This is a genomic window from Corynebacterium sp. c25Ua_89 (assembly GCF_047459735.1).
Lineage (GTDB): Bacteria > Actinomycetota > Actinomycetes > Mycobacteriales > Mycobacteriaceae > Corynebacterium > Corynebacterium simulans.
The window spans coordinates 216,914-241,804 of the sequence record NZ_JASBOD010000004.1 but is presented as its reverse complement, the minus strand read 5'-3'; the positions used below and the strand labels follow the sequence as shown (position 1 = coordinate 241,804).

Sequence of the window (24,891 nt, the reverse complement as noted above, 5' to 3'; positions counted from 1 at the left end):
AGGAGGTCTGGTTTTCCAGGCCTGGGTATTTGCCCAAAGGGCTAAGTAGCAAAAAGTGTGTCTGATTCCAAGCATTGGTGCTGGCCAGAATATATAAATGCTTGGTTTGTTTCATCGAATACGAAATAAGCCAGGTTAGATAGCGAAATACCGCTTTCGATGTGAGTCTGTGGTAGTCCACAGCATCCGACTCTTAGAAGCCGTGAATACAACTTCATTGTCGCGGGGGTTCATCAGAGCGGAATGCAACGGTTTAGATTAGCTACCTGCAGCGCATTGCAGGTAGAACGCTTAAAGGCTTCATACCGGCCCTCTACGACGCCTCAAACGAGGCGCACACAAACTGGTATGTGCGATGTCCGAGGCGCACACCTTGTGCTCACAATGATGGAAGCCACGTAGCCCCTAGGAGGCTTTATACCTGGAGATACGTACCCACGACACGCCGTAGCGGACACACATTTTGCTACTTAGCCCTGCCCAAAAGCTAAAACCAGGCCGAGTAAAACAGCAAAAAGGCGCCGCACAACGCGACGCCTTCCAATTTACGTGTTACTTCGCAGCGCGACGCTGCCGAGCAAACTCCGAAAGCACTGCACCCGCAGCAACGGATGCGTTTAAGGACTCAACCCAGGCGGTCATCGGGATGGACATGATGACATCGCAGTTCTCGCGGACCAAGCGGGAGATGCCCTTTCCTTCAGAGCCGATGACGATGACCACGGGATCCTTGCCACCCGTGTAGGTGTCGAGCGTGTGCTCGCCGCCGGCGTCTAGGCCAACGACCTGGTAGCCGGCTTTCTGGAATTCCTGCACGGTGCGGGTCACGTTGGTCACGCGCGCGACGGGCAAGCGTGCTGCGGTACCCGCGGAAGTACGCCACGCCACTGCAGTCACCGACGCGGAGCGACGCTCCGGAATGATGACGCCGTGGCCGCCGAACGCCGCAACGGAGCGGATAACCGCGCCCAAGTTACGCGGGTCGGTGATGTTATCCAGAATGACAAACATGCCCGGCTCGCCAGCGTCCTTCGCGCGGTCCATCAGGTCATGGAAGTCCGCGTACTTATAAGGCGGAATCTGCAGGCCAATGCCCTGGTGCAAACCGTTGCCGGTCATGCGATCCATCTCGTGACGCTGAATCTCAAGGATAGGAATGTTGCGGGAATTCGCAATGGCCACGGCCTCCGACAGGCGCGCATCGTTGCGGGTGCCCTGCACGATGTACAGCGAGGTAGCAGGCACCTTCGCGTGCAGACACTCGACAACCGGGTTACGGCCGACGACCATCTCCGCCGTCTCCTTCTGGTGGCGGCCCGAGTTGCGGCGCTCGCGCTCCAGCTTGGCCTTGTGCTTCGCGTGGTAGACGCGATCCTCTGCCTTAGGCGTTGGACCCTTGCCCTCAAGGCCCTTCTTTACCTGGCCACCACTGCCCTTAGTGGCGCCCTTCTTGTTTGTCTTGCGGATGCCCGCGCCGCCGCGGCCGTGCGTACGTGCCATGAATTCTCCTTAGGCCAGCGACCAGGTGGGGCCGTCGGCAGTGTCAGTGATGGTGATGCCAGCTGCGGCGAGGCGGTCGCGGACGGCGTCCGCAGTGGCCCAGTCCTTCTCCGCGCGGGCTTGAGTGCGGCGCTCCAGTTCTGCTTGGACGAGTGCGTCCAGCGCTGTATCCGCAGTGCTTGTCGACGCCCCATCTTTCCACTGTTCAGCCAAAGGATCAAAGCCCAGCACTGCGGCCATAGCACGAACCGATTCGGCAATTTGCCGTGCCTGAGCCTCATCGCCAGCGCCCAGGGCCTTGTTGCCTGCGCGCACGTTGGTGTGAATCTCAGCCAGTGCCTTCGGAACGGCGATATCGTCGTTCATGGCGTCCTCGAAGGCCGGGGTCCAGTCTCCTACAACGAGGTCGTCGAACTTGTTCACGAAGTCCTCGATGCGGCGGTAGCCGGCAGCGGCCTCGGTGAGAGCCGCCTCAGAGTATTCCAGCACGGAGCGGTAGTGCGCGGAGCCCAGGTAGTAGCGCAGCTCGACCGGGCGGACGAGCTCCAGCATGTTGGGAACCGACAAGACATTGCCCAAGGACTTGGACATCTTCTCGCCGGCCATGGTCACCCAGTGGTTGTGCATCCAGTAATTGGCAAACTTATCGCCGGCGGCATGGGACTGCGCGACCTCGTTCTCGTGGTGCGGGAACTGCAGGTCGAGGCCACCGCAGTGAATGTCGAACTCGCCGCCCAAGTAGTAGGTGGACATAGCCGAGCACTCCAAATGCCAGCCGGGGCGTCCACGGCCCCACGGGGTAGGCCAAGAAGGCTCGCCGGGTTTGGCGGCCTTCCACAGCGCGAAGTCCTGCGGCCCGCGCTTTCCGCGCTTGAGAGCCTCTGGGTCTTCGCCCTGCTCCATCTCCTCGACCCGGTTGCCGGACAGGGAGCCGTAGTCAGATCCCTCGGCCGCGACCCAGGCTTGGACGTCGAAGTAGACGGAACCTGCTCCGTCTGCCCCCGCGGTATCGTCAGATACCGCGTAGGCAAAGCCGGCGTCGATAAGCCGCTGCATGTAGTCCACCATCTGGGTAACGAATCCCGTGGCGCGTGGCTCTACCGATGGCGGCAGGACGCCCAGGGTGTTGTAGGCCTTGGTGAACTCGCGCTCGTAGGTGGAAACCCACTCCCACCAGGGACGGCCATTATCGGCGGCCTTGGTGAGAATCTTGTCATCGATGTCGGTGACGTTGCGCACGAAGGCGACGTCCAGGCCCTGCGCCATGAGCCAGCGGCGCAGAATGTCAAAAGCTACGCCGGAGCGCAGGTGGCCGATGTGCGGCTGTGCCTGCGGGGTGGCACCACACAAGTAAATCGAGGCGTGGCCCTCTTTAACGGGCACGAAATCGCGTTGGCTACGGGTGGCGGTGTCATAAATGCGTAGGTTACTCACCCTGACCATTCTAGGCTATGGGCGCTTGGCTGTTTGCGGTTGCTTTAAGTCACAGCGATGCGCCTTCCACGCGCGCCTTTCCCGGCAGTTCCCCAGCCCTAGAAACCAAGACCTCCTGTTCGCTTTCGCTCACGCTTTCCGACGCCGCACTTTTCACCAGGAAGCTGCATTTCCAGGGCTGGGTATTTGCCAAAGGGAGAGACTGCGGCGCGGGAGCACGCTGGGGCGACCCGGGAATTACTGTTTCCAGACCACCGCCGTCGCCACCGCGGCGCGGCCTTCGGAGCGGCCGGTGAAGCCCAGGTGGTCGGTGGTGGTAGCGGAGACGGAAACGGGAGCGCCTAAAATTTCACTGAGCACGCGCTCGGCCTCTTCACGGCGCGGGCCCATCTTCGGGGTTTGTCCCACCAGCTGAGCTGCGGCGTTACCAATCACGAAGCCATTTTCTTCAAGCAGTTCACGGCACTCGCGCAGCAGGCGCTCGCCCGAAACGTTGTCGTATTCTTTGCGCCCCACACCCACGAACGAGCCCAAGTCACCGAGGTTGGAGGCGGACAAGAGGGCATCGACAAGCGCGTGGCTGACCACGTCGCCGTCGGAGTGGCCCTCGCAGCCATCGGCGTCGTCGAAAAGCAGCCCAGCAATCCAGCAGGGCTTGCCTTCCTCAATCTGGTGGGCGTCGGTGGCAATGCCTACGCGCGGGATGATGGGCTGGGTCATGAGAGCTCCTTGTTTAAAATCGCCGTGGCCAGCGTGAGATCGATGGGCGTGGTGATTTTGAAAGCTAGTGGGTCGCCCTCGACGGTCGTGACGGGGACGCCAAACCATTCCATGAGGCTGGCATCGTCAGTGGCCACGAATTCTTGCTGGCCTGAGAAGTAGGCTTCGTTCGCTTCGCGCAGCTTAGCCACGCGGAAGCCCTGCGGGGTTTGGACCGCGCGCAGCTTTGAACGGTCCGGGGTGGATACGACGCGGTGCTCGTCGACGACCTTGATGGTGTCCGCGACCGGCAACACCGGGATAACCGCGGGGGCGCTGCGCACGGCGTCGGCAACGCGTGCGATCATCTCGGGCGGGGTCAGCGCGCGGGCGGCGTCGTGAATGAGGACGATGGCATCGTCGGGGATGTGCTGGAGGCCAGCCCATACGGAGTCAGCGCGCTCGCCGCCGCCGTGGACCAAGTGAGCGCCGGGCAGCAGGGCGCGTGCGTGCTCTTCCATCTCGGGGCTGACGGTGACGACCAATTCGTCACAGACCTCCCCCATTGCCGCCGCAGAACACTCCAGCAAAGTGCGGCCTTCCAGCTCAACATAAGCCTTCGGCAATTCGGCGCCCAAGCGGGTGCCCATGCCTGCGGCCGCGATGAGGCCGTAGACCTTAGTCTTCGTCGTCGAAGGAGAGGTCATCGAGATCGATGTCGTTGTCGATATCGGTGGTGATGGACTTGTCCTCCACGATGCCGGCAGCGCGGTGGCGCTCGATGGTGGCATCGATTTCTTCCATCATGGTGTCGGCCTTCTTTTCATCGACCGGGGAAGCCAGCGCGAGCTCGCCCACGAGAATCTGGCGAGCCTTGGTAAGCATGCGCTTCTCACCAGCAGACAGGCCGCGATCCTGGTCACGGCGCCACAGGTCACGAACCACCTCCGCGACCTTGTTGATGTCACCAGAGGCTAGGCGCTCCTGGTTTGCCTTGTAACGGCGGGACCAGTTGCCGGCCTCTTCCACGTCGAGCTCACGCAAAACGGAGAAGACGCGCTCGAGGCCTTCCTTGCCCACGACGTCACGCACACCGACGGCCTCGGCGTTCTTCGAAGGCACTCGAACCACAAGGTCAGACTGGTTGATCTGGAGGACGAGGAACTCCAGGGTCTCGCCGCCCATCTCACGCTGCTCAATGTCAGTAATCCTGGCAGCACCGTGGTGCGGGTAGACGACGACCTCTCCGACCTTAAATTCCATTCCCACTCCTTGTTTAATGTTCGTGCCTCGCGCGGCACGCATACAGGGCAACTAGTTTAGCACGTAGAGCTTTTGCGCTTGTCGACGCCCATGGTCTACCCCCGTATTACCCCGCCACCTACCCAACGGGTTTAGAGGAAACTGTGTACTTGGGGCGGAAAGGTACTAGGCTAAAGCGTTGATAAGCTTTGTGATCGCAATCTATGGAGGACCCTCAAAGTGCAGCCCTTGAAGACCGCCGCTCGTCGCGGTGCCATCATTTCCGTAACCGCCCTGTCTGCGCTGGCTCTGGCTTCCTGCTCGGCAGGCCACATCACTCAAACTTCCCAGAAGGTTGCGGCTGTCGATGGTTCCTCCGCTGCTACCGAGGACGGCGCTGTCGCAGTCCGCGACGTCACAATCCAGGTTGAGCCGGATTCCGGTGAGACTTCCCTGAAGTTCGTTGCCGTCAACCAGGGCTACGACGTTTCTGACGTCACCCTGGAGTCCGTTTCCGTCGATGGCCAGGACGTAGAGTTGGGCTCCACGAAGCCGATGGCCCGTGACCAGTCCATCATCGCTGATTCCGCCAAGAACCTGGAAGAGCTGAAGAAGGACAAGAAGAACAAGAACGTTCAGTACGTCGAGACCTCCCTCGAGAATGAGGACTTTGGCTACGCCGGCTCCCGCCCGGTTACCTTCACCTTCAACAACGGCACCATCGAGGTGGACGCAGCTGTTGCCGCTTCCCCGCTGAAGTCCGGTGAGTACAACCGCGACGTTGAGTCCACCGAGGGCTTTACCACCGAGTCCCCTGAGGCATCTCACCACTAAGCCTCCGGGTGAAATAAGCCCTTTAATTAACCCTTCGACCCCGCACTTCTAAGTGCGGGGTTTCTCGTTGGCGCTCGTGTCCGGCGGGTGTTTTAGAGTTACTGGCATGGCTAAGAAATCGCGTCCAATCCACACCTGTTCCGAGTGTGGCTACGTCTCTCCGAAGTGGCTAGGCCGCTGCCCAGATTGCGGCTCGTGGGGAACACTGCAGGAATCCGCCCCGGCTGCTTCTGAGGGCACGGCTGCCTCGGCTGCGGTGACCGGGCAGATGGTCAAGGGTCTAACGCCTTCCAGCCCGGCGCAACCCATCACCAAGATTGGGGCGAGTGCTACTAAAACCATCAACACGGGTATCGGCGAGTTAGACCGTGTTTTGGGCAAAGGCATCGTTCCAGGCTCGGTTGTACTCATGGCCGGCGAGCCCGGCGTTGGTAAGTCAACGTTGCTGCTGGAGGTGGCTTCAAGGTGGGCGCAGCTCGAACGCACGGCGCTATATGTCACCGCAGAGGAGTCAGCGGGCCAGGTAAGGGCGCGTGCCGAGCGTACTGACGCGCTCCACGAGACCCTCTACCTAGCCGCCGAGTCTAACTTGGACGTAGTCTTCGGCCACGTTGAACAACTCAAGCCCAGCCTTATCATCGTGGACTCTGTACAGACCATGCACGCGGCAGGCGTCGAGGGCGTAGCGGGCGGCGTGGCCCAGTCACGCGCGGTCACTGCGGCGCTAACCACCCTGGCAAAGTCCACCGGCATTCCGGTGCTGCTTGTGGGTCACGTGACCAAGGACGGCAACGTTGCAGGTCCCCGCGTACTCGAGCACTTGGTTGACGTGGTGTTGAACTTCGAGGGTGACAGGCAGTCCAGCCTACGCATGCTGCGCGGCATCAAGAACCGCTTCGGCGCCACCGATGAAGTGGGATGTTTCGAGCAGACTTCCGGCGGCATTCGCGAGGTAGCAGATCCTTCTGGGCTCTTCCTCTCCCACCGCGGGAGCACGCCGGATGGCTCCGCGGTCACCGTTGCCATGGACGGTGTACGCCCCATGCTCGCGGAGGTTCAGGCGCTCACCGTGGATCCAGTGGCAAAGAACCCGCGCCGCGTGGTCACGGGATTGGACTCCAACCGCGTGCCCATGGTGCTGGCGGTTCTGCAGGCACGCGCAGGAGAGCGCACTAATGACAAAGACGCCTACGTCGCCACCGTGGGCGGCGTGCGCATCCAGGAGACCGCCACGGATCTTGCCGTAGCGCTTGCCACCTGGTCCTCCTTGCATGAAAAGCCGCTACCGCCCAAGACGGTGGTCATCGGTGAGGTGGGCCTGGCTGGCGAGCTGCGCCGCGTGCCCAACCTGGATCGCCGCTTGAGCGAGGCCGCGCGCTTGGGCTATGAAAACGCAATCGTCCCGGCGGGCAAGGTGGATGCCGCCGGGATACGGGTGCTGCAAGCTGGAACTTTGGGCGAGGCCATCGCCCTTTTGCGCTAGCTATCGAGGTTGAAGGTCTCTGCCTTCGAGGCGTGGTTACCAATAACTGCGTGCATGAAGTAGCCACCCACCGGGGCCGGTGCACGGTCATTGCACTGGTTTGGCTGGGACATTTTACGGGACCAATCAGCCTGGAAGGTGCGCTGCTTGCCTGGCTCGAAGGTGACCTCACCAGTATCCACCGGCGGGAAGCAGTCAGTATCAGCCCACTTCTTCTCATTGGTGGAAAGGTCATAGACCTCAAAGCGCAGGATGTCCTTATCTAGGTCAATCACGCAATCAGCGGCGGTAGGATTCTTGACTTCCATGAAGAAGGTTGGGTACTCGCCCTCACTGTAGCTAGGTTGGCTGACAGTACCTACGATCTCCAAGTCCTCCAAGGCGCAGGTATTCTTAGCCGGCTCCGCACCCGCGCTAGGCGCCGGATAGGGCGAGGACTCGCTTGGGTTTGCAGCGCTGCTGTCGGCGCTGCTTTCCGCACCGCTCGGCGCGGCGCTTGCGCTGCTCGATGCCGCGTCACTAGTTGGAGCAGCGCTCGTCTTGCTGGTCTCCGGCGCAGCCTCCGAGCCGCGGGCGCTGGTAGCAGCGGTAGGCACCGACTCATCGGAGCCGCCGAACATGCTGGTCGCTGCCCAGATGAGCAGCCCGACGAGCACCAAAAGTCCAATCAGCGCAGCAACGCGGCGGCGCATGTAGATCTCTTGGGGCAGGGGTTTGCGTCGGTTATCAGTCACGCTTCCGATTTTAAGGGGTGACACAGACAAACTTGCACCAGCCCTCGCCGCGTGTCTAGGCCTAAATGGCCCTAGTCCACGCCGTGGCGCACCACCGTTTCCACGCTGGAATCTTCCAGCAGGTAGCGCAGGCCGACAACGCCGAGCGTGCCGGCGTCGAGAAGCCGCCGCGCCGCCGGCACATCAGCGATGATCTGAGAGACCGTTTGGGCCGTGTTCTCGCGCTCGAAATCGGGCCTAGTCTCACGGCCCTGTCGCTTGGCCTGCAGCGCCGAAGCCGCGACCTTCTCAATGATGGGTCGCTGCAGCCCGGTCGGCAGGTTGATCTCGCCGTTCAGGAACGCCGAGGCCGCGCTCACCGCACCGCAGGACTGGTGGCCCATCACCACGAGAAGGTTGGCGTTTAGATTCTCCAAGGCATAGTCCAGCGAGGCGAGCACCGCGTTGTCCAGGATATGCCCGGCGGTACGAATGACGAAGGCATCGCCGAAACCGATGTTAAATACGTGCTCAATCGGGGCGCGCGAATCGGAGCATGCCAGCACGATGACGCGCGGGTCTTGGCCCCGGGTTAGCCGGGCGCGGAGGCGCGACTCAGTGTTGACGGAGATAGCGTTTCCACTGACCAGGCGCTCGTTTCCAGCTTGTAGGGCTTCCCAAACTTTTTGGGGATCTTTCGGGACTTTTGAAAGTGGCATGGATTCAACTGTAGTCCTGAACGCAGGCTGGCTTACACTGTTTCCCGATGATTAACACCGCTGCTCTTTTGGACTGGTTTGATTCAGCCGAGCGTCCCCTCCCCTGGCGCCGCCCCGGCACCTCCGCGTGGGGCGTCCTGCTCAGTGAGGTCATGAGCCAACAGACTCCAGTCGCACGTGTGGCTCCGGTGTGGGAGGAATGGATGCAGCGGTGGCCTACCCCGGCCGACTTCGCGGCGGCCTCCCGCGCGGAGGTGCTGCGCGCGTGGGGCAAGCTGGGTTATCCCCGGCGCGCGTTGCGCTTGTGGGAGTGTGCGCAGGCCATAGGTGAAAAGCCGGTGCCAAGCGACGTCGAGAAGCTGCTGAAGCTGCCCGGCATCGGCGATTACACGGCGCGGGCGGTGGCTTGTTTCCACTACAAGCGCAACGTGCCGGTCGTTGATACCAATGTGCGCCGAGTTTACGCGCGCGCCGTGGACGGCCGCTTCCTGCAGCCGCAGCCTTCGAAGAAGGAACTTTCCGCCGTGGAAAAACTCCTCCCGCCAGAAAATGGTCCACGCTTTTCAGCCGCGCTCATGGAACTCGGTGCTTTGGTCTGCACGGCAAAGGCCCCCAATTGTGAAGGGTGCCCGCTACGCGAAGGTTGTGCCTGGCAGCTAGCGGGCTGCCCGCAGCCTAGTGAGGCCGAGCTTTCTAGGGCCAAAAAACGCGTGCAGAAGTTCCAAGGCACCGACCGCCAGGTGCGTGGGCTGATTCTGGATGTCCTGCGCGGCGCCGATGCCCCAGTGCCGAAGAGCAAAATCGATGTGGTGTGGCCCGATGCGGCGCAACGCTCGCGGGCGTTGGCTTCGCTGCTTGACGACGGCCTCGCGGAGCAAGATTCCCAGGGCCTTTTCCACCTGCCCCATTAAGGCGGCGTTTTAGTAGCGCGAATCGTGTGGTTGGCGCGAGAAATCGATAAGCCGGCCCAGCGACCAGTCTTTATCAGTAAGCAGGCGCGCGAAGATGAGGCCGCAGCCGATGGAGAGCACAACCATCGAGGCTGTGGCGAGATTGGACAACGCTTGATCCATGTTGCCGGCATTCAAGTGATAGACAGAGCGGAACATCGCTGCGCCGGGAATCATGATGACTGCGGCGGGAACCGTGGTGGTGATACGTGGCAGGTGCATGGTGCGCGCCACGCGCCCGCCCAGCAGACCGATGATCGTGCCGCCCACGAAAGCTGCGAAGTAGCTGGTCACTCCCAGCTCTAGGATGCCCAAGCGCACCATGTTGGCTACGGTGCCGACTATTGCGGCGGCAATCACCATGCGCCGCGAGGAATTAAACAGGAAGGCAAAGCCGGCGATGCCTAAGAAGCTAGCTAGGATGGCGGCTGCGTACCAGCTGGCATCGGGCACAGGTGGCGGCGCAATTGGGGTAAGTTCCGTGAACCAGCTGACCATGGCCACCGTGAAGGTAGCCGCGATGATGACGGTCAGTGCGTAGCTAAGCCGCGCCATGCCGGCGTCAAAGTCAAAGCGCGCCAAATCAATCAGCGCGGAAAACAGCGGGAAGCCGGGAATCAGGAAAAGTACTGCGGCTACATAGCCCGAGGAGAAGTCTGTGGGATTGGCTAAGCCAGCAATAGACAAAAGCTCGGTGCTCAGGAAGTAGACCAAGCTCGCCGTGGCGCCACCTGCCACAATGCAGCCAATCTGGTGCACGTGCTTATGATGCAGCGCCCACCTGACAAACTGCCCGCAAAAGGCAGCGAGCGCGACCAAGAAGACAACATAGGACTGGAAATAGTTAAGCACTGAGAAGGAAGCGCAGGCCACGCCCGCGGCAGTGGCCAAGGTAAAACCATTCCAGCGCTTGCGCACGTGGGACTCGATGTCATCGAGGAAAGCATCGAGTTCTTCCGCAGTAATGCCGGCGTAGAGGCGATTATGGGTGAGATCCTCAAGGGCCTCGATACGAGATGCGTCGACAGCTGGCGAATGCTGCTGCGCCACCACGGTGCGAAAAGCTCGGCCCTTATGGAAGGTGCACGTAATTTGGGTAACGCCTACGTTGGCGTCCAACCGGGAAAAACCTAGAGCGCGGGCCGCGCGCTTCATTCCGCGCAGCGCACGATAGCCCGACGTGCCGGCGCCCATAAGCAGCATGCCAAGGCGCAGCACGACGTCGGCTTCAATGCCCATGCGGACATAGTCACTCGTAGGTTCTTCCATGGTTGCGGCCTTGTAATTTAGCGCCAGCGTCCCCGGAAGTTCAGCCCGCCAGGCAGATTGATCCACATGCCGCCGCGGGAGTTGAAGGTCACCGGCCCAACCTTGGTGGACATGGATGCCCCAGAGCCGGAGATGTTGATCCAGCTATTCTTGCCGGTTTTCTTACGAGATCGGTATTGAATGCCCATGGCTATACAGTTTAGCGCGGCGGTCTCAGCGCGCTATCGCATTGCGGCGCCTTAGCGCCCTACTCAATGTGCCTACATGCCAAATCGACAGGCCAACGCCCGCAGATTCGGCCACGATTTGGCATCTAGGGCGGCAAAGCCGCAACCGCACGCCTCAGCCCGGAGAAAATCCCCCATGCCAGTAGACTGGAATCCGTGAATTTCCTGCGCCTTCTTACCCCTACTGTCACCAGCTTGCTCCTCTTTGCACCGAGCATGCCGGCTCAGGCTGCGCTGAGTTCTGGCTCCTCTATGGCGGGTTCCTCGCTCAGCAGCGCCCTCGTGGCGGATTTCTACGAAGACGAACCCGAGGGCGTCGCCAATGCTGAGCCCGGCACCGTGCTGCGCCGCGAGAACATAGCGCACGGGGTCGAACGCATTCTTTATTCCTCCCGGCTTGAAGATGGCACTCCCACTTATGTTTCGGGCACCGTCATGGAGCCGACTGAGCAGTGGGAAGGCCCGGGTGAGGCTCCCACGGTGGTGATGGCTCCGGGCACCCGGGGAATGGCGGATAGTTGTGCGCCTTCGCGAAGCAAAGGCTTTTTAGGCCCGGTCTCGTTGTTGGGTTCTTCCATCAACGTCAACTATGAATCCCCGTTGTATTCCAAGTTCCTGGACCGCGGAATGCGCCTGGTCATCACGGATTACATTGGTTTGGGTACCCCAGGTGTGCACACCTATGCCAACCGCCTTGAGCAAGGGCACGCGCTTATCGACGCCGCACGGGCCGCCGCATCTGGGCCCGTCGCGTTCTTTGGCTATTCCCAGGGCGGCGGTGCCGCAGCCGCCGCGGCTGAGCTCGTTCCGGAATATGCGCCGGAGCTAGACCTGCGTGCGACCTTTGCGGGCGCTCCTCCGGCAGACCTAGTGAAGGTGCTCGCCGGTTCCCCACGGCTTGGGCCGAACTTGGCCTATGCCATTGAAGGATTTAGCGCCCGTTCGCAGGATTTTTCCGCCGCGGTCGATGAGTACTTCAATGCCAAGGGCAAGCACTGGTTGGAAGAAAACTCCCGCTCCTGCATCGTGGATTCCTCGATGCGCTGGTCCATGACGGATCTGTCCGAGCTCACCGACACTGGAGTTTCGATGAGTGAGTTCATCACCTCGGATGAGCGGGTGCGCTCCGTGCTGGAAGCACAACGCATCGGCAACCTGCGCCCGGCCGGCAAGGTTTTGGTGGGCAGCGCACCCAACGACGACATCGTGGACCACGCCCAAGCAATGCAGCTAGCCACCGACTGGCAAGAGCTCGGCGGTGAAGTAGAAACCCTCGAAGACCGCGGCGGTGCACTCTCCTCCCGCGTTGCCGGCGGCCACATCGCAGGTTTTATCGGACAATATGAACCAGCAATCGATTGGCTCGAAGAGACCCTAAGCACCGAAGCAGAATCTGCAGAGTAGAGCAGAGAGCAGAAACTAAGCGAATCTAGAAGAAGGCAAACGAAAGGAGCGCCTGCGTACTCATGTTGTACGCAGGCGCCCCTTTGCTTTTCAGTTAGCGGCGAGCCTTAGAGCGGCTGGCCAGCACCAGCTGCTGGTGGGTTGCCCTCGCCGTCGTCATCATTGGACTCTGGCAAGACGTCGCTGGAGAGGATATCCGGGGCGTCGGTGGAATCTACAGCGGTAGTCTCTTCCTCGTTCTCGCGCACCTCAGCGTCAGCGAGGTCATCCTCAAAGGTGCCCTCCGGCAACGGGCGCGGACGCGGCGTGAAGGTGAAGGTGGCCTTGGAGTTGTCCTTGGACTCACCATCCCAGTTCTCCACGTCAACGGTGATGATTTCACCGGCGCCGATTTCGCCGAAGAGAATCTTCTCAGAGAGCTGATCCTCAATCTCGCGCTGGATGGTGCGACGCAGCGGGCGCGCACCGAGGACTGGGTCGAAGCCGCGCTTTGCCAGCAGGTCCTTTGCCTTCTGGGTCAGCTCGATGCCCATGTCGCGCTCAGCCAGCTGCTTCTCCACGCGGCCGATGAGAAGCTCAACCATCTCGACGATCTGCTCCTGAGTGAGCTGGTGGAAGACCACGATCTCGTCGATGCGGTTCAGGAACTCTGGGCGGAAGTGCTTCTTCAGCTCATCGTTGACCTTGTTCTTCATGCGCTCGTACTGCGCATCAGAGTCGTTCTCAGAGGAGCCGGTGAAGCCCAAGCCCACGGCCTTGGAAATGTCCTGGGTGCCCAGGTTCGAGGTGAAGATCAGAACGGTGTTCTTGAAGTCCACGATGCGACCCTGCCCGTCGGTCAGGCGGCCATCCTCGAGGACCTGCAGCAAGGTGTTGTAAATCTCCTTGTGGGCCTTCTCGATCTCATCGAAGAGAACCACGGAGAATGGCTTGCGGCGAACCTTCTCGGTGAGCTGGCCGCCCTCTTCGTAGCCGACGTATCCCGGAGGAGCACCGAAGAGTCGGGACGCGGTGAAGCGGTCGTGGAACTCGCCCATGTCGATCTGGATGAGGTCATCATCAGAGCCGAACAGGAAGTTAGCCAGGGACTTGGAAAGCTCCGTCTTACCAACGCCGGACGGGCCGGCGAAGATGAAGGAGCCGGAAGGACGGCGTGGGTCCTTGAGGCCTGCACGGGTACGGCGGATAGCACGGGAGACGGCCTTGACGGCATCGTCCTGGCCAATAATGCGCTTGTGCAGCTCCTCTTCCATGTGCAGCAGACGGGAGGATTCCTTCTCCGTCAGCTTGAGCACAGGGATGCCGGTCCAGTGCGCCAGAACCTCTGCGATTTGGTCCTCGCCTACCTCGGCGATCTCCTCAAGGTCGCCAGAGCGCCACTGCTTTTCCTTCTCCGCGCGCTCTTCACCGAGCTTGCGCTCTTGGTCACGCAGGCCAGCTGCCTTCTCGAAGTCTTGAGCATCGATGGCGGTTTCCTTTTCCTTGCGCACCTGGGCGATGCGCTCATCGACCTCACGCAGGCCTTCCGGCGCGGTCATGCGCTTGATGCGCATGCGGGCGCCGGCCTCGTCGAGGAGGTCGACTGCCTTGTCCGGCAGGAAGCGGTCATTGATGTAGCGGTCAGACAACGATGCCGCAGCCTTCAGTGCTTCATCAGTGTAGGAGACGCGGTGGTGTGCCTCGTATTTATCGCGCAGGCCCTTGAGAATCAGGATGGTGTCATCCAAGGATGGCTCGTCCACCTTGACCGGCTGGAAGCGACGCTCCAGTGCGGCATCCTTCTCGATGTGTTTGCGGTACTCATCGAGCGTGGTTGCACCGATGGTCTGCAGCTCGCCACGGGCCAGCTTTGGCTTTAGCAGCGAAGCAGCATCGATAGCACCCTCTGCGGCACCTGCACCAACGAGGGTGTGGATCTCATCGATGAACAGGATGATGTCACCGCGCTGGTTAATCTCCTTTAGGACCTTCTTCAGGCGTTCCTCAAAGTCACCGCGGTAACGGGAACCTGCAACGAGGGAACCCAAGTCCAGCGAGTAAAGCTGCTTATCCTTCAGGGTCTCTGGGACCTTGCCATTGACGATGTCGAGTGCCAGGCCCTCAACGACGGCGGTCTTACCAACGCCCGGCTCACCGATGAGGACCGGGTTGTTCTTGGTACGGCGGGAAAGCACCTGCATGATGCGCTCAACCTCGGACTCGCGGCCGACAACTGGGTCAAGCTTGCCGTCCTTGGCTGCCTGGGTGAGGTTACGGCCGAACTGGTCCAGCACCAGGGAGTTGGAACGCTCACCGGAACCCGACGGCGCGGTGCGGCCGCCAGAACCAACGCCGGCGCCAGCGCCGACGGGACCGCCCTGGGACTGGCCGTCATTTTCACCATTGCCACCCTCGTAACCAGAAAGCAGCTGGATAACCTGCTGACGCACGCGTGGCAGGTCAGCGCCGAGCTTGATCAGCACCTGCGCAGCAACGCCTTCACCCTCACGGATGAGGCCGAGCAGGAGGAACTCGGTGCCGATGTACTTGTGGCCCATCTGCAGGCCCTCGCGCAGGGAAAGCTCCAAGACCTTCTTAGCGCGTGGGGTAAACGGAATGTGGCCGGTGTGCGGCTGGGAGCCGTGGCCAATGATTTCCTCAACCTCGCGGCGCACGTCCTCGAGCGAGATGCCCATGGACTCGAGGGCCTTTGCGGCAACGCCTTCACCCTCATGGATGAGGCCGAGCAGGATGTGCTCGGTGCCGATGTAGTTGTGGTTGAGCATGCGTGCTTCCTCCTGCGCCAAAACGATGACGCGGCGGGCACGGTCAGTAAACCTCTCGAACATTGCCTTATACCTCTATGCTTTCGCTAATAATGTGTCATCCACTCTAACGCGCTGACTGGACATGCAATTCGCCGTTTTTTAAACCCACCCATCTATATCCCCATTTTCCCAGCTCACACCACTGTACGCCGGTAGCGAACAGGAACTTTATGCCACTTGTACGCCCCTTTTCGCTTAACGATGTCCGTTTGGCCGTTACTCTTAATGAAGAAACGTCCCCCTATACCGCTTGCCTTTAAAGGATGAATCCCTGTGAAAAAGCTCCCTGAGTTCTTCTCTACTCAGCATCAACTTCGTCAGCTTTCCGTAATGGACGAATCCCCGGTCTCCACGCTTTTCGGTGTCGTGGACTCCTCTAATAAGCCAATGACGGTCGAGCTTTTTGAGTCCAACCACCGCGGTGCGGTTAAGCAGGCCGCCGCGCTTTCCGACGTCCGTCATCGCTCCATCGCCCCGCTCGTCGGCACCGGAACCACAGAAAAGGGCCAGGACTTTCTGGTGCGCGCCGCACTTTCCGGCGAGCCGCTTTCTACCTTCACCGGTTCTGGCCTAGGCGCGCAGCATCTCACCAAGACCGAGGCGCTTTCAGTTTTTACTCCTTTGGCCGAGGCAGTGGATTACCTGTTGCAGAACAACCAGGCGGGCTTTGCCATGCATGCGCTGCATCCGCGCCGCATCATGGTTACGGGTTCGCGCAGCAATGCGGTGCTGTGTGCGGCAGGCCCGGGCGTGGGCAACGTTACCGCTGAGCAGGTCACGCAGCGCTTTGCGGAGCTCATTAAATCTGCGCATCCGGAGTTCAAGCCAGATTCCCAGTTCCACACGGCTGGCTCGGTTATCGACGTCCTGCGTAACGCCTCTACTTCCACAGGTACCGCTGCAGCGGGCGTCGCTGCAGCGGGAGCAGCTGGTGCCGCAGGTACAGGTTTTGCTTCCCAGTTCGCCAGCCCGCGAGCTGCGGCAACCCGCGAGCAAACCCACCCGCAGACGCAGCCTCAGCCAGCGCAGCAGGCCCCGCAGCAGCAGATGCCACCGCAGTACATGCCGCAACAGCAGCCGATGATGCAGCAAGGCCAGTACCAGCAGGGGTTCCAGCAAGGCTACCCACAAGGCCAACCGCAGGGGCAGATGCAGGGTCAACCACACGGCGCGGAATTTGCTACACCGGTCGCAGAAAAGAAGTCCGGCTCTGGCAAGAAGACCGGCCTCATCGCGCTGTGCACCGCACTGGCAGTGGTCGTTCTCGCCGCCGCCGGCATCTTCTTCTTCAAGCAGTACCCGGGCTGGAACGATGATGAAAGCAACCTCGCAGAGGCCTACCCTGGCCTGCTGGGCTCGCGCAGCGGCACCTCCGGCTATGGCGATACCAAGTGCCACCACCGCGAGCCGGAGGAAGGCCAGCTGGCGAAGATCACCTGTGAGGGCGAGGACCTAAGCTATTCTGTCGCCTCCTACGAATCCGTGGAAGCCCGCGACGCCATCCTGCCTTCTGATCCCACCGAGCTTTCCAATGGTCAGTGCACCGTCCAGAGCTTCGAAGCCCCGAACGCCGAGGAGCCGACCTATTACATGGCAGTGCCTGGCACCCAGTCCGCCTTCATTATCTGGGGTGCAGACGCGGAGAACGCGCGCCTAAAAATGCAATTGTGCGCCTAAAGGAGCAGCGACCATGGATAATTCGCAGGAAAACAAGACCATCTACATCGCGATTGCCGTCGCAGTCCTAGCACTTATTGCACTGGTAGGCGGCAGTGTTCTGGCCATGCGAATGCTGGGCGGTGCCAAAGAAAATGCGCAGTCCCAGCTAGCCCCACTTGCCGAAGCCCCTGCAACTGAGAGCACCGCGCAAGAAAGCGCTGAGCCGAAAAGCAGCGACAACAGCAAGAGCAAAGTAACAGAAGCTGCAACCCTGACCAAGACCGTCGAACAGACGGTCACGCAGCAATACACCGCTCCTGCCCCGACTAAGTCCAACCCGGGCCTGCCCGCTGGATTTAATCCCGCCACCGTGGCTTGCGACGGCCACGGCGTGCTCATCGTCGATTCCGTCGTGGCCGGCAGCCCGGAAGAGGCCCTTCCACAGCTTGAGCGCTCAGTCGCTGCCTACCCCGGCGCGGAATACTACAACCCAGGTATCTGCCCATCTGTGCGCGGCGAGGTAGCAGAGGGCAAGGTCTACCCGGTGGCCATCGATTATGGCTTCGATACCGATGCTCTGTGTTCCGCAGCTTCCCGCCTGGGCGGCAACCCACGCATCATGTCCAACCGCGCAGAGTTCCTCTCCCCCTGCTAGCTAAAGGCTAATCCTGCGGAACCGGACGCAGCATCGGCGCGAGCACGAGTGCCACAAGCGATGCGACGGCCGCGAACAAGAATGCCCAATGCGTGCCCTGTGCGGTGGCGGCGGATTCGTCCATGCCCGCCTCCATGCCAGCAACAGTGCCGCGGGTCAAGAAGACCACTAGGAAGGCCGTGCCCATCGCACCGGCGAGCTGCTGCAGAGTGTTCATGATTGCCGAGCCATGCGAGTAGAGCTCATTCGGCAGCGAGGACAAAGCCGTAGTCATAAGCGGAGTCATCATAAGGCCAATACCCACCGCAAAGGTCACGTGCATGACCACCACGAGCCACACCGGAGAGCCCTCCCCCAGCGTTGCCATCGCGCCAAGCCCCAACACCAGCAGGATGGCGCCGGGAATCATCAACGGGCGCGGGCCATGAGAGTCATAGATGCGCCCCACAAACGGCGAGACAAGGCCCTGCAGCAGGCCGCCCGGCATCACCACCAGGCCAGTAACCAAGGCGGAAACGCCCAGGGAGGTTTGCAGGTAAATCGGCAAAACCGTCACCGAGCCCAGCATCAGCCCGAAGGAAACCAGCATGATGACCACGGCAATCGTGTAATTGCGCACGCGGAAGGGGCGCAAGTCCATCAGCGCGCGGTTTTCCTTGCCCAACGCTAGCTGTCGCTTAGCAAATACAACCAAAGCCACCGCGCCCACCACGGTGGCGACAATTTCCACCAGGCCGTCGCCTTCCAGCATTTTCTCGATGGAAGAAAGCCCGTAGACCAGCCCGCCGAAGGCGAATACCGAAAGCACCACCGACAATGGGTCCAGCGGGGTATCACGGCTTTCCCCGACGTCGACAAGCTTGGCGATGCCCGCTACCACCAGCAACGCCATCAGCGGAGCCATCGCCCAGAAGATGAAGTGCCAGCTCAAAGCATTAACAATCGCGCCGCCCACCGTGGGGCCCAGGGCGGGAGCCACCGAAATGACAATCGAAATGATGCCCATCACCGATCCACGGCGCTGCGGCGGGACCAGGGTCATCGCCACCGTCATCAACGTCGGAATCATTAGCGCCGTGCCCGCCGCCTGCACCACGCGCCCAGCAAGCAAGAGCAAGAAGGCTGGCGCCAGCGCCGCAATCACGGTGCCGGCGAGGAAGAGCCCGGTCGAAGCAAAGAAGATCTGCCGGGTGCTAAAGCGCTCCAGCAGGTACCCCGTGGTGGGAATGACCACCCCCATGGTCAGCATGAAACCCGTGGTCAGCCACTGCGCCGCCGTAGCCGGGATGGAAAAGTCTGCCATGACGGCAGGCAATGCCACCGACAACGAGGTCTCGTTCAGGATCATGATCATGGCGCCCAAGACCAGAATCGTGAGGTTAATAACTACGTCGCGGGACAGGGAATCAGGAGCAGAAGAATTTTGGGACACGAAGACAGAGATTAGGGCAGTCCCGCGCGCATCTTGCAGCAAGACCAGGCGTTTGTGAGCAACGACACTTCAAAGGCGATCTGGGGAGTTCTCCCGAATGCGGCAATGTAGTTGGAAAGATGATTTAGCCGTACACCGCCATTTTCTCCACTTCTTCGAATCGGACGGTGTGTGGTTGGTCAAAAACATCGGCAATTTCTTGACTGTCACGATGTCTTCGACCAGCAACCGCGCTTATTCTCCTATCCGCGTTGTTCCCCAATCCACCGCCATCATTCCGCTTGGCTCCTCGCTTTTGCGTTTTTCCACCAAGATGATGCGCTATGAATTAGAGCTCGTGCAGGGCACCCCTGTCACAGAACCCGAGGTAGATAGCCTGCCAAACGCAGAATTTACCCGGAATACTTTCGAGCCCAATTACGAGCAGCGCCGCGTGCTCGAAGCTCTCGCGCGCCCGCTTCTCAAGGATCCCAGCGCCGTGCCGCGCGTGGTGATTCCTTCTACCAAGGAACTGGCCGAGGAATCGACGAGCGCTACACCGACATCCGCCTCATCGCAGAGGGCGGCATGGGGCGCGTGTACTACGCGCGCCAAAAGGACCTGGAACGCGACGTAGCCATCAAGGTTATCAAGGCCACCCCCAACCCCGATGCACGCGAGCGTTTCCGCGCGGAGATGCGGCGCATGAGCCACCTCAGCCACTCCGCCATCGTTCCGGTTTACACCGGCGGCACGACGGAAGGTTTGCCCTATTTTGTCATGCGCTACGTGGAGGGCGGCACGCTTGACGACGTCCTGAAGGCCCGCAAGGCCGCAGGGCTCCACTTCGACTTGGCCGAGGTTGCTATCTATCTCGAACCTATCGCGCAGGCATTAGACTACCTAGCCAGCCTTCCCACGCCGGTTGTCCACCGCGATGTGAAACCCGCAAATATCCTGGTCCCAGAGGATCCGCGCCCCTCGGCTACGGTCCTGACAGACTTCGGTATTGCGCTTTACGAAGAGGATAATCGCATCACCTCCGAAGGCGTGCGCGTGGGCACGGATACCTATTTGGCACCGGAGCTCTATCCGACGTCGCTAAGCAACAAGGCTCCAGTGGCTACCGCGGCAAGCGACCGCTACGCGCTGGCGCTCATCGCGCTGGAAATGCTGACGCTGGAGAATCTGCGCGCGCACTACAACCGGCAACAATGGGCGCATTCGCGCTTGATTCCGAAAATCACCGGAGCAGACGTAGGACCGCGCAACCAGGGCTTTGCCGAGCACATCAACACGGTGCTGCACAAGGCGCTCGCGGAAAATCCGGCACGCCGCTATGCCAGCGCACGGGAGTTCATCGAGGAGCTGACCACACCCACCGCTACCCCGCGGCGCGAGTGTACCGCGCGCAAATGGCTTTCGGCTGCGATGATTCTCGCGCTCTGCGGCATCGGCGTGGCCGGTGCATGGAGTTACCTAGCCAAAGACGACTGGAGCGGACCGCAAAAGGAAATCGCAGCAGAATATCCCCAGATTGTGGGCGAGAAGGAAGGCGGCACCGGCTGGGAAGGCCTGAAATGCGACCCGCAGGAGGTGGCAGCGGAGGCGCCGATGGAGGCGTCGATAAGCTGCTCCAGCCCGCGCCAGCAGATAAGCGTGCTGGAATTTGCATCCTCCGACGCGCGCAGCGATTTCAAAAAAGCCTCCCCTGGGCGGGGTAGTGCGCGCAAGGAAGGCGATCGCTGCAGATTAGAGGTCGTGGCTTATGCAGACGACCTCACTGGGTTCTACCCCGACGGAAAACACTCGAATTTTGTGATTTTCTATCGGGGCGAGCTGGAATCCGCAGCCGAGATTCCAGCCTGCTAAGGCCGTCTACTTTTCCGGTTTCACGATTGGGAAGAGAACCGTCTCGCGGATGCCCAGGCCGGTAAGTGCCATGAGCAGGCGGTCCATGCCCATGCCGGTGCCGGCTGTTGGAGGCATGCCCTGCTCCATGGCGGCCAAGAAGTCCTCGTCGAGGACCATGGCTTCATCGTCGCCGCCGGCGGCCAGGCGGGCCTGATCCTCGAAACGCTCGCGCTGGATAACCGGGTCCACCAGCTCGGAGTAGCCGGTGGCCAACTCGAAGCCGCGGACGTAGAGATCCCACTTCTCGGTAACGCCCGGGATGGAGCGGTGCTGACGGGTCAGCGGGGAGGTCTCAACCGGGAAGTTCTTGACAAAGATTGGGCCCTCTAGCTGGTCCTCGCACAGGACTTCCCAAATCTCCTCGACCAGCTTGCCGTGGCCCCAACCGCCGTTCTTTGGAACGTCCAGGCCGATGACCTTGGCAATCTCCTTGAGCTCTTCCACGGTGGAGTCGATGGTGACCTCCGGCTGGCCCGGGAATTTGCGGGCAAGCGCCTCGTTCAGGGATGGGTACATCTCGATTTCCGGCCATTCCTCGCCGCCGAAGTCATACTCGGTGCCATCAGCCAGGGTGACCTTGTGGGAGCCGAAGACGGCCTCGGCCACAGCCTGGATGGACTCGCGAGTGGTGCGAGCACAATCGTTGTAATCGCCCCAGGCCGCGTAGGTCTCGAGCATGGCGAATTCCGGAGAGTGGGAGCGGTCGACGCCCTCGTTACGGAAGTTGCGATTTATCTCGAAGACGCGGTCGATGCCGCCAACGACGGCGCGCTTCAAGTACAACTCCGGCGCAATGCGCAGGTAAAGATCGATGTCGAGAGCGTTGGAGTGGGTCACGAACGGGCGAGCTGCCGCGCCACCGTGCAAGGTCTGCAGCATCGGGGTCTCGATCTCGACGAAGCCCTGATCCTCCATGTAGTTACGCAGCGCGCGCATGACCTTCACGCGGGTCATCGCGTTCTTGCGAGCCTCCTCGCGAACGATGAGATCGTTGTAGCGCTGGCGCACGCGGGTCTCTTCATTCATGTCCGCGAAGGAAACGGGCAGCGGGCGCAGGGACTTCGCCGCCATGGTCCACTTGGTGGCCATGATGGAAAGCTCACCGCGGCGCGAAGCGATGACGCGGCCGCGCACGGAGACGAAGTCCCCCAAGTCAACGTCGGACTTCCAGGCAGCCAGCTGCTCTTCGCCGACCTCGGCCAAAGAAAGCATGGCCTGTACCTGGGTGCCGTCACCGTCCTGCAGGGTGGCAAAGCAAAGTTTGCCGGTGTTGCGCATGAAGATAAGGCGGCCGGCGATGGCGTGCTCGACCTCGGTCTCGTCCCCTGCGTGCAGGTAGGTTACGTCGGCGTCCTGGCCCGGCTCTTGATCTTCTGCCAGGACCTGGAACTTGTGGCGAAGGTCCTTCATGGCAATGGTGCGGTCAACGGTGACCGGGTATGCCTCGGTGCCTTCAGCCAACAGGCGCTCGCGCTTTTCGCGGCGGATGCGCAGCTGCTCAGGGACGTCGTTTACTTCGGGGGTATTCTTCTGCTCGCTCACGATTGTCTAGGGTAGTCGATCCCCTTAAGACAGTGCGATCTCGTACCCGTTTAACGAGTGTTCATTCAAATGACATTCCGATTACACAGGCTGTAAATGCAGATGTGCTTATATAAGCTCCGGAAAACCTCATGACTTAAAACATGAAATCAGGAGCATCACATAATGGCACTCAAAGGCCTTAACCTCTTTACTTCCTCGCGTTCCTCGCTGACCTGCACCTACAAGTGCGGCAACGCCTGCTTGGGCGAATGCGATAACCCTTCCAACAACTCCTACTTCGGTGACCGTTTCACCACCCCGCTTTCTCGCCGTACCGCACTGCGCGCGGGCGGCCTCAGCGTGGTTGCAGTAGGCGGTTCGGCAGCCCTGGCCGCCTGCTCTGGCGACGGCGCGGGCCCGGGTGACTCCGAGGGCAACGCAGGCGCCGGCAAGACTACCGATGCCAAGGTCGAGCTCACCTCTGCAGAGGGCATGCAGTTCGATGCGGTCCAGCCAAACACCAAGGACGAGGTCGTTGTACCGAAGGGCTACGAGCAGTCAGTGCTCATCGCCTGGGGTGACCCGGTGATTGAGGGGGCACCGGAATTCGACGTCGATAAGCAAACTGCGGAAGCTGCGGAAAAGCAGTTCGGCTTCAACAATGACTTCGCGGGCCTCATCGAGCACCCGGACAACCCGGAGCGTCTGGTCTACATGTGCTCCCACGAGTACACCACTGAGCCGATGATGTTCCCGGATTATGACCCGGAGAACCCCACCGAAGAGCAGGTCAAGATCGGCTGGGCTGGCCACGGCCACACCATCCTGGAGGTCTCCAAGGTTGGCGATACCGGCGAGCTCAAGCGCGAGTTCGGCCCGCTGAACCGCCGCATTACCGCAACTACCCCGTTCCAGCTGGTTGGCCCTGCCAAGGGCAGCGACCTGGTCAAGACCAAGGCCGATCCAAAGGGTGAGACCGTAACCGGCACGCTGAACAACTGCTCCGGCGGCGTTACCCCGTGGAACACCATGTTGTCTGGCGAGGAGAACTTTGACCAGTACTTCGCTGCCGGCGATATCAAGAACGAGAAGGCAAAGAAGTCGCTGGAGCGCTTCGGTATTGAGGACAAGGAAACCGCCCGCAAGTGGGAACGCTTCGACGACCGGTTCGACTGCTCCAAGGAGCCAAACGAGCCAAACCGCTTCGGCTGGATCGTTGAGATTAACCCGCTGGACCCAACCTCTACTCCGGTCAAGCACACTGCGCTGGGCCGCTTCAAGCACGAGGCAGGCAACATCCACATCGCTGATGACGGCACCGTCGTCTGCTACTCCGGCGATGACTCCCGCTTCGAATACATCTACAAGTTCATCTCCACCAAGAAGTACGAAGAGGGCAACATCGAGCACAACCTCTCCATCCTGGACCACGGCACCCTGTACGTCGCCGTGATGGAGGGCAACTCCCCTGAGGACGAAATCGACGGCTCGGGCGTTCTGCCTGAGGACGGCGCCTTCGACGGCAAGGGCAAGTGGGTCAAGCTGCTGACCTCTGACACGGAGAACAACAAGTTTGAATCTCACGTTGATGGCTTCAGCGCGGAAGAGGTTGCAATCTTTACCCGTGAGGCCGCTGACAAGGTGGGGGCTACCAAGATGGACCGCCCTGAGGACATCCAGGTTCACCCGGATTCCCACAAGGTCTACGTGTCGCTGACAAATAACTCCTACCGCGGCGCTACCGGCGAGAACGCCAAGAAGAACAAGGAAGATGCCAAGGAATGGGCTCCAGTCAAGGAGAACAAGAACGGCATGGTCATGGAAATTGATGATGACCACGCCGGCGAGTCCTTCACCTGGAACCTCTTCCTGGTCTGCGGCGACCCGAATGAAGCCAACACCTACTTCGGCGGTTTCGATAAGTCCAAGGTCTCCCCGATTTCCTGCCCGGACAACCTGGCCTTCGACAACCACGGCAACCTGTGGATTACCACCGACGGCAACGCACTGGACAGCAACGACGGCCTATATGCGGTCACCACCAGCGGCGATACCCGCGGCGAGCTGAAGTGCTTCCTCACAGTTCCGGCCGGCGCAGAGACCTGTGGCCCAATCGTTGACGACGACCGCGTCATGGTCAACGTCCAGCACCCGGGCGAGGCTGACGACGCCACCTTCGACGCCGCGACCTCCCACTGGCCTGACGGTGGCAAGACCACCCCGCGCCCGGCCGTGGTTGTAGTATGGAAAGACGGCAAGATTGGCGTGAACTAGCTCGCTCTCCTTTTCGCCGCTCGCCTTTGGCCGCTGCCTAGTCATTTGGCCACCACCTCACCATTTGGCTGCTGCCTAACTACATGGTGAGGAACAAATGGTGAGGTCACCCAACAATAATCGCACTGGCCAACACAGGCCTCAGTGGTTACGGGGTGACCTCACCATTTGTA

At 60.9% G+C, this 24,891-nt stretch carries 21 protein-coding genes; 9 read left to right on the top strand and 12 right to left on the bottom strand.

Going from position 1 to position 24,891, the window contains the following annotated elements; all coding sequences use genetic code 11:
- Positions 1 to 552 precede the first annotated feature (552 nt).
- From rlmB to QKB66_RS08320, 5 genes are all read right to left on the bottom strand, one after another.
- On the bottom strand, positions 553 to 1,500 hold the full coding sequence (rlmB, locus tag QKB66_RS08340) for a 23S rRNA (guanosine(2251)-2'-O)-methyltransferase RlmB (RefSeq protein WP_248093102.1): 948 nt from the start codon (positions 1,498 to 1,500) through the stop codon (positions 553 to 555).
- A gap of 9 nt (positions 1,501 to 1,509) precedes the next feature.
- Positions 1,510 to 2,943, bottom strand: a complete 1,434-nt coding sequence (gene cysS / locus QKB66_RS08335) for a cysteine--tRNA ligase (RefSeq protein ID WP_239240082.1) — start codon at positions 2,941 to 2,943, stop codon at positions 1,510 to 1,512.
- Between the two features lie 228 nt (positions 2,944 to 3,171).
- Positions 3,172 to 3,654, bottom strand: a complete 483-nt coding sequence (gene ispF, locus QKB66_RS08330) for a 2-C-methyl-D-erythritol 2,4-cyclodiphosphate synthase (protein ID WP_086890719.1) — start codon at positions 3,652 to 3,654, stop codon at positions 3,172 to 3,174.
- Positions 3,651 to 4,340 carry a 2-C-methyl-D-erythritol 4-phosphate cytidylyltransferase gene (gene ispD / locus QKB66_RS08325; protein WP_414253089.1) on the bottom strand — a complete coding sequence of 230 codons (690 nt, stop codon included), beginning with the start codon at positions 4,338 to 4,340 and terminating at the stop codon, positions 3,651 to 3,653. The genes ispF and ispD overlap by 4 nt, the downstream gene beginning before the upstream one ends.
- Entirely contained in the window at positions 4,312 to 4,896 is a 585-nt protein-coding gene (locus tag QKB66_RS08320) for a CarD family transcriptional regulator (RefSeq protein ID WP_248093098.1), read from the bottom strand. The genes ispD and QKB66_RS08320 overlap by 29 nt, the downstream gene beginning before the upstream one ends.
- 219 nt (positions 4,897 to 5,115) lie before the next feature.
- Here QKB66_RS08320 and QKB66_RS08315 point away from each other — a divergent pair, with 219 nt between their 5' ends.
- Both QKB66_RS08315 and radA read left to right on the top strand, forming a co-directional pair.
- Positions 5,116 to 5,709: a hypothetical protein gene (locus QKB66_RS08315; RefSeq protein WP_061924658.1), complete on the top strand. Its 594-nt coding sequence runs from the start codon at positions 5,116 to 5,118 to the stop codon at positions 5,707 to 5,709.
- 106 nt (positions 5,710 to 5,815) lie between these two features.
- Positions 5,816 to 7,192 (top strand): DNA repair protein RadA, encoded by a 1,377-nt coding sequence (radA, locus tag QKB66_RS08310; RefSeq protein ID WP_062043300.1) that lies wholly within the window; start codon positions 5,816 to 5,818, stop codon positions 7,190 to 7,192.
- On the opposite strand, the gene QKB66_RS08305 is transcribed toward radA, so the two are convergent.
- Together QKB66_RS08305 and QKB66_RS08300 are read right to left on the bottom strand one after the other, a co-directional pair.
- Positions 7,189 to 7,926, bottom strand: a complete 738-nt coding sequence (locus QKB66_RS08305; protein ID WP_414253088.1) for a hypothetical protein — start codon at positions 7,924 to 7,926, stop codon at positions 7,189 to 7,191. The genes radA and QKB66_RS08305 overlap by 4 nt on opposite strands.
- Before the next feature lie 71 nt (positions 7,927 to 7,997).
- The gene (locus tag QKB66_RS08300; protein WP_414253087.1) at positions 7,998 to 8,624 is read right to left on the bottom strand and encodes a carbonic anhydrase; all 627 of its coding nucleotides are present in this window, start codon (positions 8,622 to 8,624) and stop codon (positions 7,998 to 8,000) included.
- A 47-nt stretch (positions 8,625 to 8,671) separates the two neighbouring features.
- Between QKB66_RS08300 and QKB66_RS08295 the strand changes: the two genes are divergently transcribed.
- Positions 8,672 to 9,535, top strand: coding sequence for an A/G-specific adenine glycosylase (locus QKB66_RS08295; protein WP_414253086.1), 864 nt, complete (start codon positions 8,672 to 8,674; stop codon positions 9,533 to 9,535).
- Between the two features lie 9 nt (positions 9,536 to 9,544).
- Here the strand turns inward: QKB66_RS08295 and QKB66_RS08290 are convergent, their stop codons facing one another.
- A complete protein-coding gene (locus QKB66_RS08290; protein ID WP_061924672.1) occupies positions 9,545 to 10,813 on the bottom strand; it encodes a threonine/serine ThrE exporter family protein in 1,269 nt (422 codons plus the stop codon).
- 47 nt (positions 10,814 to 10,860) lie between these two features.
- Positions 10,861 to 11,031: a DUF4236 domain-containing protein gene (locus QKB66_RS08285; protein ID WP_005529875.1), complete on the bottom strand. Its 171-nt coding sequence runs from the start codon at positions 11,029 to 11,031 to the stop codon at positions 10,861 to 10,863.
- Between the two features lie 195 nt (positions 11,032 to 11,226).
- Here QKB66_RS08285 and QKB66_RS08280 point away from each other — a divergent pair, with 195 nt between their 5' ends.
- The gene (locus QKB66_RS08280; RefSeq protein ID WP_414253085.1) at positions 11,227 to 12,474 is read left to right on the top strand and encodes a lipase family protein; all 1,248 of its coding nucleotides are present in this window, start codon (positions 11,227 to 11,229) and stop codon (positions 12,472 to 12,474) included.
- 107 nt (positions 12,475 to 12,581) lie between these two features.
- Here the strand turns inward: QKB66_RS08280 and QKB66_RS08275 are convergent, their stop codons facing one another.
- Entirely contained in the window at positions 12,582 to 15,302 is a 2,721-nt protein-coding gene (locus QKB66_RS08275; protein WP_414253084.1) for an ATP-dependent Clp protease ATP-binding subunit, read from the bottom strand.
- Positions 15,303 to 15,554: 252 nt separating this feature from the next.
- Between QKB66_RS08275 and QKB66_RS08270 the strand changes: the two genes are divergently transcribed.
- Together QKB66_RS08270 and QKB66_RS08265 are read left to right on the top strand one after the other, a co-directional pair.
- Entirely contained in the window at positions 15,555 to 16,958 is a 1,404-nt protein-coding gene (locus QKB66_RS08270) for a serine/threonine protein kinase (RefSeq protein ID WP_414253083.1), read from the top strand.
- Positions 16,959 to 16,971: 13 nt separating this feature from the next.
- On the top strand, positions 16,972 to 17,595 hold the full coding sequence (locus tag QKB66_RS08265) for a hypothetical protein (protein WP_414253082.1): 624 nt from the start codon (positions 16,972 to 16,974) through the stop codon (positions 17,593 to 17,595).
- 7 nt (positions 17,596 to 17,602) lie between these two features.
- On the opposite strand, the gene QKB66_RS08260 is transcribed toward QKB66_RS08265, so the two are convergent.
- Positions 17,603 to 19,027, bottom strand: coding sequence for an MDR family MFS transporter (locus QKB66_RS08260; protein ID WP_414253081.1), 1,425 nt, complete (start codon positions 19,025 to 19,027; stop codon positions 17,603 to 17,605).
- Between the two features lie 211 nt (positions 19,028 to 19,238).
- Between QKB66_RS08260 and QKB66_RS08255 the strand changes: the two genes are divergently transcribed.
- Positions 19,239 to 19,643, top strand: coding sequence for a hypothetical protein (locus QKB66_RS08255; RefSeq protein ID WP_414253080.1), 405 nt, complete (start codon positions 19,239 to 19,241; stop codon positions 19,641 to 19,643).
- Positions 19,604 to 20,878 carry a serine/threonine-protein kinase gene (locus QKB66_RS08250; protein ID WP_414253079.1) on the top strand — a complete coding sequence of 425 codons (1,275 nt, stop codon included), beginning with the start codon at positions 19,604 to 19,606 and terminating at the stop codon, positions 20,876 to 20,878. The genes QKB66_RS08255 and QKB66_RS08250 overlap by 40 nt, the downstream gene beginning before the upstream one ends.
- 6 nt (positions 20,879 to 20,884) lie before the next feature.
- Here QKB66_RS08250 and lysS read toward each other — a convergent pair whose 3' ends face one another.
- Entirely contained in the window at positions 20,885 to 22,462 is a 1,578-nt protein-coding gene (gene lysS, locus QKB66_RS08245; protein ID WP_414253078.1) for a lysine--tRNA ligase, read from the bottom strand.
- Between the two features lie 165 nt (positions 22,463 to 22,627).
- On the opposite strand from lysS, the gene QKB66_RS08240 reads away from it, so the two are divergent.
- Entirely contained in the window at positions 22,628 to 24,718 is a 2,091-nt protein-coding gene (locus QKB66_RS08240; protein WP_414253077.1) for a PhoX family protein, read from the top strand.
- Positions 24,719 to 24,891: the final 173 nt, after the last annotated feature.